Genomic DNA, 17881 nt, shown 5'->3' with positions numbered 1-17881 from the left:
GCGTGACATGGATGTGTGATGCACAGACGGGCTTGCTCCGAGGCACGTTGGGACCGGTTCGCAGCCTACGAGAGGGGCCTGACATGCGGCAGATCGATCAAACGGAAGATTTACAGCTTTCAGAATCCGCTACTGTCATTACAGGCCGTAAACCGCTTTGGAACATCTCCAATCCGCTTAGAATTCATACTGTGAAGCGGGGGGTCTACGAAGGCTTTAATCCCATTGTGGCGGTTTTCGCCAAACTGCTCGTCGTCTGCATGGTCATCTTTCTTATCATGCTGCCCGAGGCATCGGCCCGAATTCTGGATGCTCTGAAATCCGTTACACTGACGATGTTTGCCGATTGGTATGTCTACTCTATGGCGCTGATCCTGCTGTCGTGTATCGTGATCGCCTGCCTGCCTGTTTCAAAACGGCTAAGGCTTGGCCCGGACGGTGTTTTGCCCGAGCACAGCACGCAGTCCTGGCTGACGATGATGTTTTGTGCGGGTATCGGTATCGGCACGCTAGCCTTCGCGGTCAGCGAACCGGTGTCCCATTTCCAGACCAATCCCGATTTACTCGCAGGAACGATGGAACCCGGCGGTGCCGGGGCGGTTTCCTCGGCCATGCGGTTTGTCTACCTGCACTACGGTTTTTCAGCTTGGGCCACCTACACGATCGTCGGTCTGGCGCTTGGGCTCGCGTGCCACAGATACGGCCAGCCGATGACAATGCGATCCGGGCTGGCGGTCATTCTGGGCAAGCGCCTTGAAGGGCCGGTCGGTCATATCATTGATGTTATTTCAATTCTGGCCGTGATCGCGGGCATCACCACGACAATCGTTCTTGGGCTTGAACAGATATGTTCCGGGCTATCGATCCTGACGGGCAGTCGGTTCTTTGCCGACAACGCTGGCAATCCGCCCCTGATCGCGCTCTTTACCGCACTGGTCGTGTCGACCGCAGTGGCCATCGCATCGATCGTCTCGGGGGTTGAACGCGGCGTGAAATGGGTATCGCAGCTGGGCCTGATCCTGTTCTTCGTGGTGCTCGCTATGTTTGTCTTCTTCGGCGGAGAAATGCGCGTGCTGGGCGTTCTCGCAGACGGCACCATCGCCTACCTCAAATCTTTCGCTTCCCAAGCCATAACAGTTTATGACCCCAAGATTTCCGCGGCATCAAGTGCGCAACGGAACTGGCAAAGCGACTGGACGATCTTTTACTGGGCGTGGTGGATTGCCTTTGCCCCCTTCGTCGGAATGTTTGTGGCCCGGATTTCGCGCGGGCGCACGCTGCGCGAGTTCATACTGGGCGCAATGGTCGCACCCGCCTTTTTGTGCTTCATCTGGTTCGCCGGCACCGGCGGAACCGCTCTGACCCTGGAACTGGACGGAACCGCCGGCGGAGCCATACTCTCTGCCGAGCATGCCTATCGCATCTACGAAACAGTTGACATTATGCTCTCTCCCAGCGTCGCCACTGTTTTCAAAGCGGTTCTCGTCCTTCTTTTTCTCACCCTGATCGTGGCCTCCGCTTCGGCAGCAATCATCGCCATCAAATCGATCGGGGCGGGCGGTAACAAACTTGGAGAAACGCCCTTCCATTCAATCATTTGGGCCTTTGTCATTGCCGCCAATGCAGGGGCAATCATGGCGGTCGGCGGGGTCGGCTCGATCCGCGACGTCATGATCGTGAGTGCGGTGCCGTTATCCATGATCCTTGCGTTGATGCTGGTATCTGTCTTTGTCATTATCTTCAAAGCATCACGCGTGCGCCTGAAACTGGGGTTCCCGAATGTCCTGAGCTAAGGATGTCGGCATCTACGGCCTGAGACTGCACGCGAAACGAGACTTTCAGATCACAGCGACGGTGTCTGTTACAATGGCCAACATACCTTTGCGAGGACAAGCATCTTCTAAAACAGTGAAACCATCCCAATCAGGCGGCGACATTTTACTTGGTGTCCGCTCTATCTCATGGAGGGCAGGGGGGATCGCCATCCCCGTCATGATCGGTCCATATCAGTTGCTACCATGCGCCAGAAACATTCCCGGCGATTGATTGAACACTGCCAATCCTGCTTTCAATTTGTGGAGGCGCCGGATCTTACCCGATAAGGCAAACAGCTTGTTTTGGTCAGACCGAAGTACTTCTCACCTTTGGACGCCATCGCGCGTTGAAAAACCATGGCGGTGGTTTTGTCGTTGCTGTTGGGAGAAGAAGACGGATTTGGCTTTTCAAGCAACACGATCTCAGGGTGTAGGTTCAGCGAAGCCCTGACATCGAATGCACAAGAGCGGTTTGAGAGGCACATATTAAATATTGCCCGTTTGGCCTTTGCATTCTGATACATGCAAAACCTCACTGCGTCGGAGGTGCCAGTCAGGAATAAGTGAAAAGCAGACAGGCGCAGATCTATTTTGCTTGGTCGGCGCATACTGCTTCAACCAATGGCGCGCATTTCCTGATTTTAAAGCTGCCACTCAAGAGGGCGGTGGACCATCTTCCTATTGTTATAAAAAACACTGACAATTGAGGTTCAAAATTGGAGTTTCATTTTTTACGGATTTGTACACATGAGCCCACAACATATCATTATACGTATAATTGGTATTATGTTATAATAACGGATCCAGAATGAACTGCAACATCCTGATAATTTGCGTACTTTTTTCAATACGAGAATTTTGAAATTTAAAATTTTCTAACAGCCTGTCCTTAAGACTAAGACAAACTCTGCTCTGTTTCTCTCGACATTCCTGATCCTTCTTGATTAAGTTGATGCAGGGAAAAAGGGATATATGAATGTCATCAATTTTGGTGCTGAACGGGCCGAACCTGAATCTTTTGGGGACACGGCAACCAGAGATCTACGGGACGACCACGCTCGAAGAGCTTGAAGATATGTGTCAGCGTCACGCTCAGGCACGTGGTGTAGAATGTGTCTGCGTGCAGTCCAATCATGAAGGAGCACTGATCGACGCAATTCATAACGCGCGCGGTGTGCATGATGGCATTGTCCTGAACGCAGGAGCATACACCCATACGTCGATTGCTATTATGGACGCGATCATTTCAGCCGAGGCTAAGGTGGTTGAACTTCATCTCACAAATATCCATGCTCGCGAGGAATTTCGCCATCGATCATATCTCGCCAAAGCCGCGATCGGTCAGATTTGCGGATTTGGGGTGGCCGGATATCCATTGGCCATTGATGCAGTTCTGTCGCATTTGAACAAGGATTGATCCATGAAATTAATGGATCGATTACTGGAAATCTGTAAAAGCAATTCGATTCAGACCGTTTGGCAAATACAACGGGATACCGTTGCCGAGTTTGGGTTTGACCGGATAATTTACGGGTATTCGCGGTTCTTTACCCCAAATAACTATGGGCCACCGGAAGATATTCTGATCCTGTCGAATCACACCGCCGAGTACCTGAAAGAATACGCCGAAGGCCAGATGTATTTTCATGCGCCCATGGCGCTTTGGGCCTCTCAAAATACGGGGTCCTGCTCTTGGCGCTGGGTACATGAGAATTCTCATCTTATGGGTGAACGCCAGCAGGAAGTTATGAAAATCAATCGGAAGCTGAAGATCAATGCAGGCTATACGATTTCATTTCCGTCAACCACGTCTCGTACACGAGGTGTCATTGGCCTCACAGCTGAAGCACATATCAGTCAGGACGAAGTGGATGAACTTTGGAAAGAGCATGGCGCGGCGATCGAAACGCTTGCGCATGTGTCTCACCTTAAGATTATCTCATTACCCATTGAAACTCAACGACAACCTCTAACTGCACGCCAGCGGGAAGCGCTTGAATGGGTCTCAGATGGCAAGACAACTCAGGACATTGCAGTGATCATGGGAGTATCTCCGGCAACGGTAGAAAAGCACCTACGTATTGCACGGGAAAAACTCGCGGTGGACACGACTGCCCAGGCAGTTGCCAAGGCATCATTCTTTAACCAGATTTACGTTGTTGCCCCCTCTGAGCAAGAGCGAAAATGAAAGTAAATTCAACCTTTTTGACTATAGGTATGGAAAACCCGACTTTCGAAAAGTTGTATTGAGGGTGATACTTCTAGTGTTCCGTGAGTGGTGGCTTTTGCCGTTGGAACGTTTAGGGTTGAGACTTCCGTGATTTCGGATCAGGTTCATCCTTTCGGGTAACCGAAGCTGGTGCTGATGGATTATTGTTCCCTTAGGTACCAGCGTTACCTTTTCCCTAATGAGATGGTTCGCTGTCCCGCGGCCCTCTTGGCGGCGTCGACTTTCCCCGTCGGCGCCGCATTCTATTTTGGAACATCAAAAACCTGAGTTGATCAAACAACAAAGAAAAAGGGGCCGATACATCGACCCCTTTTCCAAATGTAAGGGCAGCACCCTGCCCCCATCAGAAAGCGTTAGCCTTTGACGGCAGCAGCAACCTCTGCTGCAAAGTCGCTTTCTTCTTTCTCAATACCGTCGCCAACTTCCATGCGGACATAGCCAACGATCTCGGCACCAGCTTCTTTGGCGGCCTGCTCAACAGTCAGGTCCGGGTTCAGAACAAAGTTCTGACCAACCAGAGTTACCTCGGCGAGGAATTTCTTCATGCGGCCCTTGATCATGTTTTCGATGATGTTCTCGGGCTTGCCGCTTTCACGGGCCTGATCAGTCAGGATGGTGCGCTCTTTTTCAACAACGGCCGGGTCCAGATCAGCTTCGTTCAGAGCAGCTGGGTTTGCAGCAGCAATGTGCATTGCAACCTGCTTGCCGAAGGCTTCGTCGCCGCCCTTGAGGGCCACCAGAACACCAATTTTACCCATGCCGCCAGCAGCGGCATTGTGGATGTAGGACGCAACCACGTCACCTTCCACACCAGCCATACGGCGCAGCGACATATTTTCGCCAATGGTGGCGATTTTGTCGGTGATGGTGTCGGCAACGGATTTTCCACCCAGATCCGCAGCGTTCAAGCCGTCCAGATCAGCAACATTCAGAGCGGCGCCTGCGATACCCGAAACCATGCCTTGGAACTCCGCGTTCTTGGCAACAAAGTCAGTTTCCGAGTTCACTTCAACAGCGACACCTTTGCCACCTTCAACAGCGACAGCAACCAGGCCTTCAGCCGCGGTACGGTCAGCTTTTTTGGCGGCTTTGGCCAGACCTTTGGTGCGCAGCCAGTCCTGAGCGGCTTCCATGTCGCCGTCATTTTCGACCAACGCTTTTTTCGCGTCCATCATGCCAACGCCAGTGGATTCGCGCAGTTCTTTTACGAGTGCAGCAGTGATTGCCATCTTAAACTCTCCTTGAGGATCTTCGGCCGGGCCTAGCCCAAGCCGGTATCAATTCTGTGACATCGGGGAACGATGCCGAACGATGAGACAGGCAGGAGTAAATGCCCTGCCCGTCTTCTAATCGTGTCTTAGGCGTCAGCGCCTTCAGCAGCAGCTTCTTCAGCCACGGCTTCTTCGGTCATGCCATCTTCCAGCTCGCCCAGATCAACGCCAGCAGCGCCCATCATGGCCGACATGCCGTCCAGAGCAGCGCGGGCTGCCAGGTCGGTGTAGAGAGCGATCGCACGAGCGGCGTCGTCATTGCCCGGGATGATGTAGTCCACACCTTCCGGCGGGCAGTTGGTGTCAACCACGGCCACAACCGGGATGCCCAGCTTGTTGGCTTCGGCAATGGCCAGAGCTTCTTTTTTCACGTCGATGACGAAGAGAAGATCCGGAACACCACCCATTTCGCGGATGCCGCCCAGAGACGCCTGCAGTTTCGCCTGCTCGCGTTCCATGCCGAGACGTTCTTTCTTAGTCAGGCCTTCTGCGCCAGCAGCCAGCTTCTCGTCGAACTCTTTCAGACGTTGGATCGATTTAGACACGGTCTGCCAGTTGGTCAGCGTGCCACCGAGCCAGCGGTGGTTCATGTAGTACTGAGCCGAACGCTCAGCGGCGTCTGCAACGGCTTTCGAAGCCTGACGCTTGGTACCAACGAACAGAACGCGGCCGCCTTTAGCAACGGTTTCACGGACTGCGTTCAGAGCAGCGTCCAGCAGCGGAACGGTCTGGGTCAGATCGAAGATGTGGATCCCGTTGCGCTCACCATAGATGAACGGGCCCATACGAGGGTTCCAGCGTTGTGTCTGGTGGCCAAAGTGTACGCCAGCTTCGAGCAGCTGACGGAGAGTGAAGTCAGGCAATGCCATGTTCTTTTCCTTTTCCGGTTTCTACCTCGGCGAAGCGTTTCGAAGGGGACCCCTTCAACCGGTGGACGTTATGGGGATGTCTCCCCCATAGGCCCGCACTCCGCCTGTGGATTAACTGGCGCGCGTATATATGGGGAAATGGAACATGGCAACCCCTGACTTTCAGTCTGGATTGCTTTCGCGTTAGATTTCCTGAAAACTAGTTTTCTAGTTTTCTAGTTTTCTAGTTTTCTACGAAATGCCTCTGCGCCGACCTTTAAGCAATCTTAAAAAATACGCCAGAAAGCGCGCCGCATCTTGTCCTTTAATGTAAACATGGGCAAAGAAACACTATGACACATGATATCCTTTGCGTCGGATCTGTTCTCTGGGACGTAATCGGGCGCACCACAATCGGAATGCGTTTGAGCTCAGACGAGCCGGGTCGGATCACGCGCCTGCCGGGCGGTGTGGCAATGAATATTGCCATGACTTTTTCCCGCTTTGGCCTGAAACCTGCTTTGATAACAGCCATTGGTCAGGACCATGAGGGCGATGAACTCATGATGCGGGCGGGACAAATGGGAATTGTGATGGATTATGTCCACCGTCCCAAGGACTTGCCAACTGATCGCTACATGGCAATTGAAGGGCCGGCAGGGCTGGTGGCAGCTCTGGCAGATGCCCATTCGCTCGAAGCGGCTGGGGATGCCATATTGGTACCGTTGGAAAACGGTGCGTTGGGGTCGGCTGAAACGCCTTATGACGGAATCATTGCGCTGGACGGAAATTTGACGGTTGATCTTCTGGCAGAAATTGCCGCTCGACCCAGTTTCGCTTTTGCAGATCTGCGCGTGGCCCCCGCCAGCCCCGGCAAGGCCAGACGGCTGCGTCCGCTCATGTCCCACCCAGGCGCCACCCTATATGTAAACCGGGAAGAAGCCGGGATATTGACCGATTCCACGCCTGATACGGCCGTGCAGGGGGCACATGCCCTTCTGGATGCTGGCGCAACCCGCGTTATTGTCACCGATGGAGGCAATCTTGCTGCGGAAGGTCACAAAACCCGGGGTGTGATCACCGCCCCCTGCCCCTCGATCCGAGTCCGCCGCATCACTGGCGCAGGTGACACGTTTATGGCTGCTCATATTGCCGCCGAACGCGAGGGGAAACCGCCTGCGGATGCCCTCGACACCGCTCAAAAAATCGCTGCTAAATATGTCTCAGGAGAAGATGTCTGATGTTTGACCTCACCTACTCGTCCGAAGTGTCACACGCTTTGACACATGGTGCCCCCGTTGTGGCCCTTGAGAGCACCATCATCACCCATGGCATGCCGTTCCCTCAGAATGTGGAAACAGCCCGTGAGGTCGAAGATGTCATTCGCGCCGGTGGAGCTGTACCCGCAACGATCGCCATCATGAATGGCAATCTGCACATCGGGTTAAATGACGAACAGTTGACGGAACTGGCTCAGGCGGAAAATGTCGCCAAGGTCAGCCGCGCCGACATGCCGGTCTGTCTGGCGACCGGGGGTTACGGGGCAACTACCGTCGCGGCAACAATGATCGCCGCCAACCTCGCTGGCATTCGAGTATTTGCCACGGGCGGCATTGGCGGGGTGCATCGCGGCGCTGAAGAAACTTTCGATATTTCGGCCGACCTTCGAGAGTTTTCTGCCACCCCCGTTACGGTTGTTGCCGCAGGTGCCAAAGCCATCCTCGACATTCCAAAAACACTTGAAGTGCTTGAGACCCGTGGCGTGCCGGTCATCACCTATGGGCAGGACGAATTCCCCGCATTCTGGTCGCGCAGCTCTGGCCTGCCCTCGCCTTTGCGTCTGGACAGCGCCGAGGATATTGCCCGCGCAGGGCAGATGCGACGGGATCTCAATTTGCCGGGCGGACAGCTTGTTGCCAATCCGATCCCACATGAGGCTGAAATCCCGAGCGAAGAGATCCAGCCGGTGATCGAAGATGCGCTTGTGCAGTCCGAAGTTGAACGGATCACGGCAAAAGAGGTCACCCCCTTCCTCTTGAACGCGATGTACAAGGCAACCGAAGGCCGTTCTTTGACTGCCAATATTGCTCTGGTCAAAAACAACGCAGCTCTCGCTGCCAAGATCGCGATCGCTTTTACAAAACTCGACCCCTAAGCGACGGTTGCCATTGACCTAAAGCGGAAAGTGCATAAGTTCCGCTGAGGAAAGTACAAAGAAGACATCATGGACGACCACCATCATCGCAGCAAATGGCGCCTCTTCACGGGGCTGCGCAACAATTTCCTCGCGGGGTTGGTGGTTGTCGTGCCCATCGCTGTGACCATGTGGATGATCTGGACGTTCGTTGGCTGGATTGACAGCTGGGTGCTTCCTTTTGTCCCCGCGCGGTATCACCCGGATGCACTGATTGACTGGCTGTTTGGCGACAGTGAATGGTTCAAATGGGTGTTTGGCGAAGACATTCGTGTGAATGTACGCGGTCTGGGCGTTGTGGTGTTCCTGATCTTCACCGTAGTTGTCGGGTGGATCACCAAGGGGTTGATAGGCCGTTCTTTCCTTGCATGGGGCGAAAGGCTTGTTGATCGTATGCCGGTTGTACGGTCGCTCTATAATGGCCTCAAGCAAATTGCTGAAACCGTCTTCAGCCAATCCGCAGATACCAAATTCGACAAAGCCTGCCTTGTTGAATACCCACGAAAAGGCATCTGGGCGATTGCGTTCATATCGACCAAAGCAAAGGGCGAGGTCGACGCGCGTATTCCGGTTGATGAAGACATCATCTCTGTCTTTCTGCCGACCACACCAAATCCCACCTCGGGCTTTTTGCTGTTTGTCCCGCGTCATTCAGTGATCGAGCTGGACATGTCGGTCGAAGATTGCGCCAAGTTGGTCATATCTGCAGGTCTGGTGTACCCCAACTCCAAAGATCCTTCGCAACCCGTTGAGATTTTGGCAAAATAAATGGGTGCGGCACTCACCGGATTTGCCACAGGCTTTTCACTGATCCTCGCGATCGGTGCGCAAAATGCCTTTGTCCTGCGTCAGGGGTTACTGCGAAAACATGTGTTTCCTTTATCCCTGTTTTGTGCCCTTTCCGATGCCCTGCTGATCTCGGCTGGCGTGCTTGGGTTTGGGGCCTTGGTGACAGCACTTCCAATGCTGCCTGTCGTCATGGCACTTTCCGGGGCTGGGTTTTTGATTGTCTACGGTTCGATGCGTTTTCTGGCTGCTTGGCGCGGCGGTTATGAGATGGAGCTGACGGGCAATTCCCGCTCTCTCACCGCAACGCTCGCAATTGCAGCCGCTTTCACATGGCTCAATCCACATGTTTATCTCGATACATTGGGTTTGATCGGAGCAATTTCGACCAGTTACGCAAGCTGGGATGCAAGGATAAGCTTTGGCTTCGGTGCGGTTTTATCGAGCTTTGTCTTTTTCTTTTCGCTGGGCTATGGCGCCCGCCTTCTGGCCCCAATTATGACACGACCTGCATCCTGGCGGGTGCTGGATGTGATCATCGGCGTGGTGATGTGGGGCATCGCCGCAGGCTTGATCCAGGGCGTGTCAGCAGGCGCAATCCAGTAAAGAACCGAGGGGCACGAAAGCCCCTCGCCAAAGTGTTCATGATGCGGTCAGCTCAGAGCGCGGTCCAACCGCCATCAACAGAAATGCTGGTGCCTGTTATTTGTGCCGCGGCGTCCGAACACAGGAATACAGCTGTTCCCCCCAATTGCTCTACCGTCGCAAAATCTTTCGAAGGTTGGCGCGCCAACATGACATCACGCACTACCTGATCACGTTCCATCCCATGGGCTTTCATTTGATCGGGGATCTGGGCCTCGACCAGCGGCGTCAAAACGTAGCCTGGGCAAATGGCATTGCAGGTGATGGCCTCTTCGGCTGTTTCAAGAGCAACGGTCTTGCTCAGGCCAACCACACCATGTTTGGCGGCGATGTAGGCTGACTTATAGGGCGAAGCCGTCAATCCGTGCGCAGATGCGATATTCACGATCCGCCCCCAGCCAGCCTTACGCATCATCGGCAGGGCGGCCGCCGAAGTATGAAATGCAGAACTAAGATTGATCGCAATGATCGCATCCCATTTCTCGGTTGGAAACTCATCTACCGGAGCAACATGCTGGATCCCGGCGTTGTTGATGAGGATGTCACACGCCCCGGCGCGTTCGATCAGTGCGCGGCATTCCTCGCCCTTGGACATATCCGCTTTTATATAACGGGCGGTTACACCAAACTCTTCTGCAATGCCGCTTGCCAATCCATGGTCCTCGGCATTGTCCGTGAATGAGTTGAGCACCACATCCGCCCCTGCCCGCGCCATTTCACGCGCAATCCCCAACCCAATCCCCGAGTTCGATCCGGTGACAATTGCGGTTTTCCCTGCAAGCGATGTGGTGACGGCCATTCTGTAATCCTTCCCGAAATATTCTGCAGTTGCAGCATAAACAGAAGAATGAACAGAACCAGCCCTTTTCATCCAAACACCAAAGTCGGAGCAGAGATTGCGGGAATCGCGAGTTGAACTCCAAGGGCTCAACCCCACCGATTCTCTCGTTGCATCTCTAAATCAAAACGCTTCACACTTGCAGAATGCCCATAAAAAAAACGCCCGCACAAGGCGGGCGTAAGTTATTGAGGCAGGTTTCATACAGGCAAGAAACCTATCGAGCAGTGATTACTTTATACCGCCTAACAGCGTGGGTTCCAAGCTAAAAGTTTGAAAAGACTATTTGACACATGTAGAAATTTCCTCAGTCAATCAGGGTCGCGAAGGAATGTCGCTCAAATGAAAACGATAAATTTCCATTTTTTTCGAAACACCATACTTGCCGCCGCAGCAATCGGAGCAAGCGTTAGCTTGACCCATGCGGAACCCAGTCATGGCATAGCTATGTATGGTGAGCCAGCACTTCCACCGGATTTTGTGTCTCTTCCTCATGTTAATCCAGACGCTCCAAAGGGCGGCGAAATCGTGTTCGCAGAGGCGGGAAGCTACGACTCGATCCACCCCTTGATTCGAAAAGGGTCCGCCCCCTGGCAACTTCGCTTCATGCTGTTTGAAAGCCTGATGGGCCGCAGTTGGGATGAACCCTTCACTCTTTACGGCGTCCTGGCCGAATCGATTGATACCGATGACAGCCGGAGCTGGGTGGAATTCACATTGCGGGAAGAGGCAAAATTCTCTGACGGCAGCCCGGTCACGGTCGAAGACGTGATGTGGTCCTACGAAACAGTGGGCACCCTGGGCCACCCCCGCTATCAGGGCGCGTGGAAGAAGGTCGCCGGTATGGAACAGACCGGTCCGCGCTCGGTAAAGTTTACCTTCAACACAGAAGATCGTGAATTGGCCCTGTTGCTTGGCATGCGCCCGATCCTAAAAAAAGCGCAATGGGAGGGACGCGATTTTGACACATCTGGCATCGACCTCATTCCAATCGGTTCTTCCCCTTATATGATCGGAGAGTTTGAACCCGGTCGCTACCTGACGCTGAAACGAAATCCCGACTATTGGGGCAAGGATGTGCCCTTCATGCGTGGGCAGGCCAATCTGGATGAGATCCGTTTTGATTATTATGGCGACGGCGATGTGACGTTCGAGGCCTTCAAGGCAGGCGAAGCCAACACATTCCGCGAAACCAATGCCCGTAAATGGGCAACACAGTTTGACTTTCCCGCCGTTCAATCCGGCGACATTGTTCTGTCCGATATCCCGCACCAACGCCCCACCGGCATCAAGGGTTATGTGATGAACACGCGCCGCCCGGTGTTTCAGGATATTCGTGTGCGCGACGCGCTGATCCAAGCCTTCAACTATGAATTCCTGAACCAGTCGCTTTACGGCGGTGCGCAAAAGCGGATCCAGTCCTATTTCCACAACTCAGTCCTTGGCATGGCCCCCGACACCCCGGCTGAAGGTCGCGTGCGCGATTTTCTCATGCAGTATGACGATCTGCCGGATGGCGCGCTGGAGGGATACGCCCTGCCCGTCTCTGATGGCACCGAGCGCAACCGGAAAGGTTTGCGCCGCGCCATGGCGCTGATGGAAGAGGCTGGCTGGACCGTTCAGGATGGGGTGATGAAAAACACCAATGGCGACGCGTTCACCTTCGACATCCTGCTTAAAAACGGCGCCACCGAAACCCGTCAGACCATCGATATCTATATCGAAGCCCTGAAACGCATGGGGATCACACCAAGCGTCACTTCGGTAGATAGTGCGCAATACAAAGAGCGCACCAATGCGTTTGATTTCGATATGGTCTACTACTGGCGCGGCCTGTCGCTTTCCCCCGGCAATGAACAGAGGCTCTACTGGGGATCCGGCAGCGCTGATCAGGAAGGGTCGCGCAACTGGATGGGCGTGCAAAGTGCTGCCATCGACGGGCTGATCGACACGATGTTGAACGCCACCAGCCAGGACGATTTCCGCGCCGCCACCAAGGCACTGGACCGCGTCCTGACCGCCAGCCGCTTTGTCATCCCGCTGGGCTACAGCGACTTGTCCCATATCGCCCATTCAAAACAGCTGAAATACCCCGAAAAAATCCAGATGTACGGGGATTACCTCGGCTTCCAGCCAGAAACCTGGTGGTACGAAGAATAAGAAACAAAAGGGGGCCTCACCGGGCCAGCCCCTGTTGATAAATGTTGAAATCCTGACCACCTGAAATTTCGGCTCAAGGAAAACACTCGTGTCTGTTATTCAATTCGCAACCTTGTTGGTTCTTACTCTGTATCTTATTGCATTCTTTGCAGGTTCGGCCTTGGCGGCCAAATCAGCTGGCCGGTCCATCTGGTTATTTGGAAGCGCACGTGGTGTGGATCGCTTGGCAGCCATCGGATTTCGCGCCAGCTTTGCGTTGGCGCTTGCTGGACCGCTACTTTACGCGATTGCGCCGACTCTGCCCGAATTCGACCCTTTATGGAGGCCAAATCCTGAATGGTTGGCCTTACCCGGGCACTTGATAGCCGTATCAGGGGCTATGTTAGCCTTTGCTGCTCAGATGGCGATGGGCGCATCATGGCGAGTGGGAGTGCGCGCCGAAGCCACAGGCGACTTGGTGAGTGAAGGTATTTACACACTCTCGCGCAATCCAACTTTCCTGGGCCAGACAGCGCTTCTTATTGGTGTTGCCTTTGCCGTTCCAACGATCCCGGGGATCATCGCGGCATTGCTTTTCTTCAGTTCCGCACAGATACAAATCCGCTCGGAAGAAGCCGCTCTGCTACAAACGCATGGCCAAGCTTTCAAAGTTTTCTGTGCCCGCACTCCGCGCTGGATAGGAAGCCCTCGAAGAAATCTTCGAAAAGAATGAAGGTAAAAGAAAAAGCCGCGCTGACACATCAGCGCGGCTTTCAACATTTTCCGTCAGGGGCTGGCTCTCCGGGCCCCTTTTTTCTTGCCTTAAATACCTCGGGGTGAAGTCACGCTCAAAAAGCGGGACCGAGGGGCAGAGCCCCTTTCCACTCAGGTCAGTGATGTCACCCAAAGGATCGTTGCATCCTCTTCACTGACCGAGATCACATTGTGCCCCATCGACGCATCGTAATAGGCGCTGTCTCCGCGCTTCATGTCGACGGGCTCGTAAAATTCCGTGATCAGGCGAATGGCTCCAGTCAGTACGTAGAGGAATTCTTCACCGTCATGGCGTACCCATCCATCAAACTCGTCAAAGCTGCGCGCGCGCACCCGGGCGCGATATGGCAGCATTGTTTTCTTGGTCAGCGCACCGCCCAACAACTCATGCTCATAAGTCGTGGTGGGATGGGCTGCCCCTTCTCCCGATTTCGTTACGGTCATTCGGCCAGACACATGTGCGGCTTTTGGCGCTGTAAACAGCTGCGGTACCGAGATTTCCAACCCGACAGCCAGTTTCTTCAGCGCCTCATAGGTGGGCGACATCTGACCGTTTTCGATTTTTGAAAGGGTCGAGCGGGCCAATCCGGCCTGTCCTGCGGCCTGTTCCAACGTCCACCCTCTGGACTTCCGAAGTTCACGAACCCTCTCACCAAGGTTCAACGGGCTGGGATCGGGGACATCTTCACCGCTTTCGCGGGCGAGCTGGATCAGGCTGGGTGTCTTGTTTTCCGTCATATTCTCCTATTGGCACCCCTTTTGTCCTATTGCAACCACGCGGAACGATTGGCACATGTAGACCATGCTGTCAGAAGTTATCCCCACCCCGCCTTTTCCCTCGGCCCCCACCCCGTTCAACATGGCGGATTATGTTCTGCAACATGCAGCGGACAAGCCAGAGAAAATCGCGCTTGCCGTGGTCTCAATGCACGGGGATGACGCGGTCTGGACCTATGCACAGCTTGCGCGTTCTGTTGAAGGGGTGGCCGCCGGGCTGCTAGAAAAGGGACTGACCCCAGGAGATCGGGTGCTCCTTCGCTTGGGCAACACCGTGGATTTCCCCCTCGCATTTCTTGCGGCAATCCATGCCGGGCTTGTACCTGTTCCCACCTCTTCGCAACTGACTGAAGCAGAGATCACCAAAATGTCTGCGATGGTCGATCCGCGTTGCATCATTGCCGCCGATGGAATTGCGCTGCCAAGCGACACAGGCCAAGTTGGCGTTATATCGGCAGATGAACTTCACGACATGGCCACCCTGCCCCCGGCATCATGTCATATGGGTGATCCCGAGCGCCCAGCCTATATCATCTTTACCTCTGGCACCTCCGGGCAAGCGCGCGCAGTTGTTCATGCCCATCGGGCGATCTGGGCACGCCAGATGATGTGGCAGGGGTGGTATGACCTTCATGAAACTGATCGGCTGATGCATGCAGGTGCCTTCAACTGGACATACACTCTGGGTACCGGCCTGATGGACCCCTGGACAGTTGGGGCAACGGCGCTGATCCCGGCTGTAGGCACAAAGCCCGAAGAGTTTGCCCCTTTGATCGCCCGCCACGGCGCCACGATATTTGCGGCCGCCCCCGGCGTATATCGCCAGATGATGAAACATGACCTTCCTGCCATGCCACAGCTGCGCCACGGCCTTTCTGCAGGAGAAAAGCTCCCAGCGACAACGCGTGAAACATGGAACAATCAAACCGGGAAAATGATCTTCGAAGCCTACGGCATGTCAGAATGCTCGACCTTTGTGTCAGGGTGCCCTGCCCACCCTGCACCCAGTGGCACATTGGGTTACCCGCAACCCGGTCGGCGTATCGCTGTGCTGGATGACGCGGGCAATATCGTGCCACGAGGATCCAGCGGGATCATGGCAGTGCATCGCTCAGACCCGGGTCTCATGCTGGGATATCTGGGTGCAAATGAGGCCACGAACAACCGTTTTTCAGGTGACTGGTTTTTGACCGGGGATACGGTGCGCATGGAAGAGGACGGTGCGATCTCATTTGAGGGACGGTCAGATGACATCATGAATGCCGGAGGTTTTCGCGTGTCTCCGATCGAGGTTGAAGCAGCAATCACATTGCACCCGGATGTTCACGAAGCCGCCTGCACCGAAGTGGCAATCAAGGCGGATGCGTCGGTAATCGCTTGCTTTTATGTTCCCGAGACCGATCCCGTATCAGTTGAGACGCTGTCGCAACACGCTCATGCCCATCTGGCGCATTACAAATGCCCGCGCTTGTTTTTGCCAGTCGCATCATTGCCCAGAGGTGCAAATAATAAACTTCTCAGGGCGAAGCTTCGAGAAGAATTCGAAACCAAATGAGCCCCCATTTCGAGCAGTCAGAAAAAACAACCATTAATTGATCTTTTCCACAGTTTCCCTTTTCCTCACTTCAAAACCACGTTAAGGCGATGTGGTGCACAGGAGAGCGCTATGATCCGACTGGACATCTTTTCCGACCCCATTTGCCCGTGGTGCTATATCGGCAAGGCCCGGTTGCAACGTGCCCTTGAAGCACGGCCCAATCATCCGTTTCAAATCCAATGGCATCCGTTTCAACTGAACCCGGATATGCCGAAAGAGGGGATGGATCGCCGTGCCTATCTTGAGGCAAAGTTCGGTGGCAAAGAAGGTGCCGTCACTGCCTATCTTCCTGTTGCAAAAGAGGCTGAGGCAACCGGATTGACCATCAACCTGGAAGGGATAAAGCGTACACCCAACTCGTTGGACGCCCACCGCTTGATCCATTGGGCTGCGCTTGAAGAAAAACAGAACGCGATGGTGGATCGTTTGTTCAAGGCCTATTTCATCGACGGTCAGGATATTGGCGATCACGGTGTTCTGGCCGAACTCGGTGCCGATATCGGAATGGACAGGGATGTGATTGCCCGATTGTTGGCTTCCGGTGCAGATGCTGATGATATCTCAGCGCGTGACGCTGACGCTCGCCATAAGGGCATCAATTCCGTCCCGACATTTGTGATTTCCAACCAGCATGTGGTCCCCGGGGCCCAGCCAGCCGAGCTTTGGATGAAAGTAATCGATGAAATCCTCGAGCAGCTGGACAAGCCTGCGGATGGTACCGCGTGAGAGGGATATTCTCCCCCACCAAACCCCTGCCGATGGCCGAATTTATCCTGCTGTTGGCCGCCCTCTTTTCGATGGTCGCATTTTCCATCGACTCGATCCTTCCAGCCCTGCCCGAAATCGCATCGCACATGGTGCCCGACAACGTAAACCGGGCACAATTGGTCATTACAGCCTTTGTAGTAGGTGCGGGTCTCGGACAGTTATTTTTTGGGCCACTTGCTGATGCATTTGGGCGCCGTCTCTCGATGGCATCAGGTTTTGCACTTTACATGTTTGCAGCTGCAGCTGCTTTTGGGTCGCAATCTCTCGAAGCGCTCCTGTTCTGGCGATTTGTGCAGGGATTGGGTGCAGCTGGCCCGCGGACCAACGCCATGGCGCTTACGCGAGACCTTTATGAAGGGCGGACCATGGCCAAGGTCAATTCAATGGCCTTTACCTTTTTTGTCCTTGTCCCGGCGGTTGCACCGCTGATCGGTCAATCGGTGATCCTGAGCTTTGGCTGGCGCCATATGTTCACCACCTATGTCCTGGTGGCTTTCGTGATCCTCTTGTGGTTCCTGATACGACAACCCGAAACCCATCTACCCGAAAATCGGCGATCGATGCGTCTGAAACCGATGATTGAGACATTTGGGATTGTGTTATCAAACCGCACCACCGTGCTTTACATGATGATCATCACTTTGGCGTTTGGGCAATTGATGTCCTATCTCAGCTCTGCACAGCAGATCTTTGTTGATGTGTTGGGTACGGGCACATCCTTTCCACTTTATTTCGCCCTCGTGACCCTACTGTCGGCCATTTCAGGTTTTTTAAACTCGATCCTTGTCATCCGTTTTGGAATGCGTCGTCTGGCATTGATCGGTTTTGTCAGCCAAACCATTCTCGCCTCTGCCACACTGCTTTACTGGTCTGTTTTTGCGCCCGAGGGCAACGTGGCACTTTGGGTATTTGTTATCTGGTCAACGTCACTTTTTGCCTTGAACGGATTGAGCTTTGGAAATCTGAATGCTTTGGCAATGCAACCCTTGGGCCATGTTGCCGGAACCGCTGCCGCATTGATCGGTGCTCTTCCAACCATGCTCGCCGTTTTGATCGCCGCACCGGTTGGACTGGCCTTCAACGGCACACCTGAGCCACTTTTAATCGGAGTGACCCTGTGCTCTGCCCTGAGTGTTCTTTTGATCCAGACGGATCGGAAAAACCCGAATTGATTGCAGGGATCACCCCTTCAATTGGCAA

17 protein-coding genes are annotated in these 17881 nt (G+C 54.1%); 12 read left to right on the top strand and 5 right to left on the bottom strand.

What is annotated here, in order from left to right; all coding sequences use genetic code 11:
- Positions 1 to 83: 83 nt before the first annotated feature.
- Positions 84 to 1793 (top strand): BCCT family transporter, encoded by a 1710-nt coding sequence (locus O2N63_RS12070; RefSeq protein WP_271054529.1) that lies wholly within the window; start codon positions 84 to 86, stop codon positions 1791 to 1793.
- A 275-nt stretch (positions 1794 to 2068) separates the two neighbouring features.
- On the opposite strand, the gene O2N63_RS12065 is transcribed toward O2N63_RS12070, so the two are convergent.
- Complete coding sequence (locus O2N63_RS12065) at positions 2069 to 2338, bottom strand: hypothetical protein (RefSeq protein WP_271054528.1); 270 nt, start codon at positions 2336 to 2338, stop codon at positions 2069 to 2071.
- A 452-nt stretch (positions 2339 to 2790) separates the two neighbouring features.
- Between O2N63_RS12065 and aroQ the strand changes: the two genes are divergently transcribed.
- Together aroQ and O2N63_RS12055 are read left to right on the top strand one after the other, a co-directional pair.
- Positions 2791 to 3231: a type II 3-dehydroquinate dehydratase gene (gene aroQ, locus O2N63_RS12060; RefSeq protein WP_271054527.1), complete on the top strand. Its 441-nt coding sequence runs from the start codon at positions 2791 to 2793 to the stop codon at positions 3229 to 3231.
- Between the two features lie 3 nt (positions 3232 to 3234).
- On the top strand, positions 3235 to 4002 hold the full coding sequence (locus tag O2N63_RS12055; RefSeq protein WP_271054526.1) for a helix-turn-helix transcriptional regulator: 768 nt from the start codon (positions 3235 to 3237) through the stop codon (positions 4000 to 4002).
- A 395-nt stretch (positions 4003 to 4397) separates the two neighbouring features.
- On the opposite strand, the gene tsf is transcribed toward O2N63_RS12055, so the two are convergent.
- Positions 4398 to 5273 (bottom strand): translation elongation factor Ts, encoded by an 876-nt coding sequence (gene tsf / locus O2N63_RS12050; RefSeq protein WP_271054525.1) that lies wholly within the window; start codon positions 5271 to 5273, stop codon positions 4398 to 4400.
- A 128-nt stretch (positions 5274 to 5401) separates the two neighbouring features.
- Entirely contained in the window at positions 5402 to 6184 is a 783-nt protein-coding gene (gene rpsB / locus O2N63_RS12045; protein ID WP_271054524.1) for a 30S ribosomal protein S2, read from the bottom strand.
- A gap of 332 nt (positions 6185 to 6516) precedes the next feature.
- Here rpsB and O2N63_RS12040 point away from each other — a divergent pair, with 332 nt between their 5' ends.
- The 4 genes from O2N63_RS12040 (at position 6517) to O2N63_RS12025 (ending at position 9749) form a co-directional block, all read left to right on the top strand.
- Positions 6517 to 7404: a PfkB family carbohydrate kinase gene (locus O2N63_RS12040; protein WP_271054523.1), complete on the top strand. Its 888-nt coding sequence runs from the start codon at positions 6517 to 6519 to the stop codon at positions 7402 to 7404.
- Entirely contained in the window at positions 7404 to 8318 is a 915-nt protein-coding gene (locus tag O2N63_RS12035; protein ID WP_271054522.1) for a pseudouridine-5'-phosphate glycosidase, read from the top strand. The genes O2N63_RS12040 and O2N63_RS12035 overlap by 1 nt, the downstream gene beginning before the upstream one ends.
- Positions 8319 to 8387: 69 nt before the next feature.
- Positions 8388 to 9125 (top strand): DUF502 domain-containing protein, encoded by a 738-nt coding sequence (locus O2N63_RS12030; protein ID WP_271054521.1) that lies wholly within the window; start codon positions 8388 to 8390, stop codon positions 9123 to 9125.
- A complete protein-coding gene (locus tag O2N63_RS12025; protein WP_271054520.1) occupies positions 9126 to 9749 on the top strand; it encodes a LysE/ArgO family amino acid transporter in 624 nt (207 codons plus the stop codon).
- 52 nt (positions 9750 to 9801) lie between these two features.
- Here O2N63_RS12025 and O2N63_RS12020 read toward each other — a convergent pair whose 3' ends face one another.
- The gene (locus O2N63_RS12020) at positions 9802 to 10587 is read right to left on the bottom strand and encodes a 3-hydroxybutyrate dehydrogenase (RefSeq protein ID WP_271054519.1); all 786 of its coding nucleotides are present in this window, start codon (positions 10585 to 10587) and stop codon (positions 9802 to 9804) included.
- A 381-nt stretch (positions 10588 to 10968) separates the two neighbouring features.
- On the opposite strand from O2N63_RS12020, the gene O2N63_RS12015 reads away from it, so the two are divergent.
- Both O2N63_RS12015 and O2N63_RS12010 read left to right on the top strand, forming a co-directional pair.
- The gene (locus tag O2N63_RS12015; protein ID WP_271054518.1) at positions 10969 to 12786 is read left to right on the top strand and encodes an extracellular solute-binding protein; all 1818 of its coding nucleotides are present in this window, start codon (positions 10969 to 10971) and stop codon (positions 12784 to 12786) included.
- An 88-nt stretch (positions 12787 to 12874) separates the two neighbouring features.
- A complete protein-coding gene (locus O2N63_RS12010) occupies positions 12875 to 13498 on the top strand; it encodes a methyltransferase family protein (RefSeq protein WP_271054517.1) in 624 nt (207 codons plus the stop codon).
- A 152-nt stretch (positions 13499 to 13650) separates the two neighbouring features.
- Here the strand turns inward: O2N63_RS12010 and O2N63_RS12005 are convergent, their stop codons facing one another.
- On the bottom strand, positions 13651 to 14277 hold the full coding sequence (locus tag O2N63_RS12005) for a helix-turn-helix domain-containing protein (RefSeq protein ID WP_271054516.1): 627 nt from the start codon (positions 14275 to 14277) through the stop codon (positions 13651 to 13653).
- A gap of 64 nt (positions 14278 to 14341) precedes the next feature.
- Between O2N63_RS12005 and O2N63_RS12000 the strand changes: the two genes are divergently transcribed.
- The 3 genes from O2N63_RS12000 (at position 14342) to O2N63_RS11990 (ending at position 17853) form a co-directional block, all read left to right on the top strand.
- Entirely contained in the window at positions 14342 to 15871 is a 1530-nt protein-coding gene (locus O2N63_RS12000) for a class I adenylate-forming enzyme family protein (protein WP_271054515.1), read from the top strand.
- Between the two features lie 111 nt (positions 15872 to 15982).
- A complete protein-coding gene (locus O2N63_RS11995) occupies positions 15983 to 16639 on the top strand; it encodes a DsbA family oxidoreductase (RefSeq protein WP_271054514.1) in 657 nt (218 codons plus the stop codon).
- 32 nt (positions 16640 to 16671) lie between these two features.
- Positions 16672 to 17853: a multidrug effflux MFS transporter gene (locus O2N63_RS11990; protein ID WP_271054513.1), complete on the top strand. Its 1182-nt coding sequence runs from the start codon at positions 16672 to 16674 to the stop codon at positions 17851 to 17853.
- Positions 17854 to 17881: the final 28 nt, after the last annotated feature.

The organism is Aliiroseovarius salicola (assembly GCF_027891095.1).
In the GTDB taxonomy this organism is placed as follows: domain Bacteria; phylum Pseudomonadota; class Alphaproteobacteria; order Rhodobacterales; family Rhodobacteraceae; genus Aliiroseovarius; species Aliiroseovarius salicola.
This window is presented reverse-complemented; position numbering and strand designations above follow the sequence as displayed.

What these genes read in the sequence shown, in the direction of transcription:
- O2N63_RS12055 (WP_271054526.1), top strand. Translation starts at nt 3,235, where the DNA reads ATGAAATTAATGGATCGATTACTGGAAATCTGTAAAAGCAATTCGATT.
- O2N63_RS12020 (WP_271054519.1), bottom strand. Translation starts at nt 10,587, where the DNA reads ATGGCCGTCACCACATCGCTTGCAGGGAAAACCGCAATTGTCACCGGA.
- O2N63_RS12035 (WP_271054522.1), top strand. Translation starts at nt 7,404, where the DNA reads ATGTTTGACCTCACCTACTCGTCCGAAGTGTCACACGCTTTGACACAT.
- O2N63_RS12040 (WP_271054523.1), top strand. Translation starts at nt 6,517, where the DNA reads ATGACACATGATATCCTTTGCGTCGGATCTGTTCTCTGGGACGTAATC.
- O2N63_RS12000 (WP_271054515.1), top strand. Translation starts at nt 14,342, where the DNA reads ATGCTGTCAGAAGTTATCCCCACCCCGCCTTTTCCCTCGGCCCCCACC.
- O2N63_RS12025 (WP_271054520.1), top strand. Translation starts at nt 9,126, where the DNA reads ATGGGTGCGGCACTCACCGGATTTGCCACAGGCTTTTCACTGATCCTC.
- O2N63_RS11995 (WP_271054514.1), top strand. Translation starts at nt 15,983, where the DNA reads ATGATCCGACTGGACATCTTTTCCGACCCCATTTGCCCGTGGTGCTAT.
- aroQ (WP_271054527.1), top strand. Translation starts at nt 2,791, where the DNA reads ATGTCATCAATTTTGGTGCTGAACGGGCCGAACCTGAATCTTTTGGGG.
- O2N63_RS12005 (WP_271054516.1), bottom strand. Translation starts at nt 14,277, where the DNA reads ATGACGGAAAACAAGACACCCAGCCTGATCCAGCTCGCCCGCGAAAGC.
- O2N63_RS12065 (WP_271054528.1), bottom strand. Translation starts at nt 2,338, where the DNA reads ATGTATCAGAATGCAAAGGCCAAACGGGCAATATTTAATATGTGCCTC.
- rpsB (WP_271054524.1), bottom strand. Translation starts at nt 6,184, where the DNA reads ATGGCATTGCCTGACTTCACTCTCCGTCAGCTGCTCGAAGCTGGCGTA.
- O2N63_RS12070 (WP_271054529.1), top strand. Translation starts at nt 84, where the DNA reads ATGCGGCAGATCGATCAAACGGAAGATTTACAGCTTTCAGAATCCGCT.
- O2N63_RS12015 (WP_271054518.1), top strand. Translation starts at nt 10,969, where the DNA reads ATGAAAACGATAAATTTCCATTTTTTTCGAAACACCATACTTGCCGCC.
- tsf (WP_271054525.1), bottom strand. Translation starts at nt 5,273, where the DNA reads ATGGCAATCACTGCTGCACTCGTAAAAGAACTGCGCGAATCCACTGGC.
- O2N63_RS12030 (WP_271054521.1), top strand. Translation starts at nt 8,388, where the DNA reads ATGGACGACCACCATCATCGCAGCAAATGGCGCCTCTTCACGGGGCTG.
- O2N63_RS11990 (WP_271054513.1), top strand. Translation starts at nt 16,672, where the DNA reads ATGGCCGAATTTATCCTGCTGTTGGCCGCCCTCTTTTCGATGGTCGCA.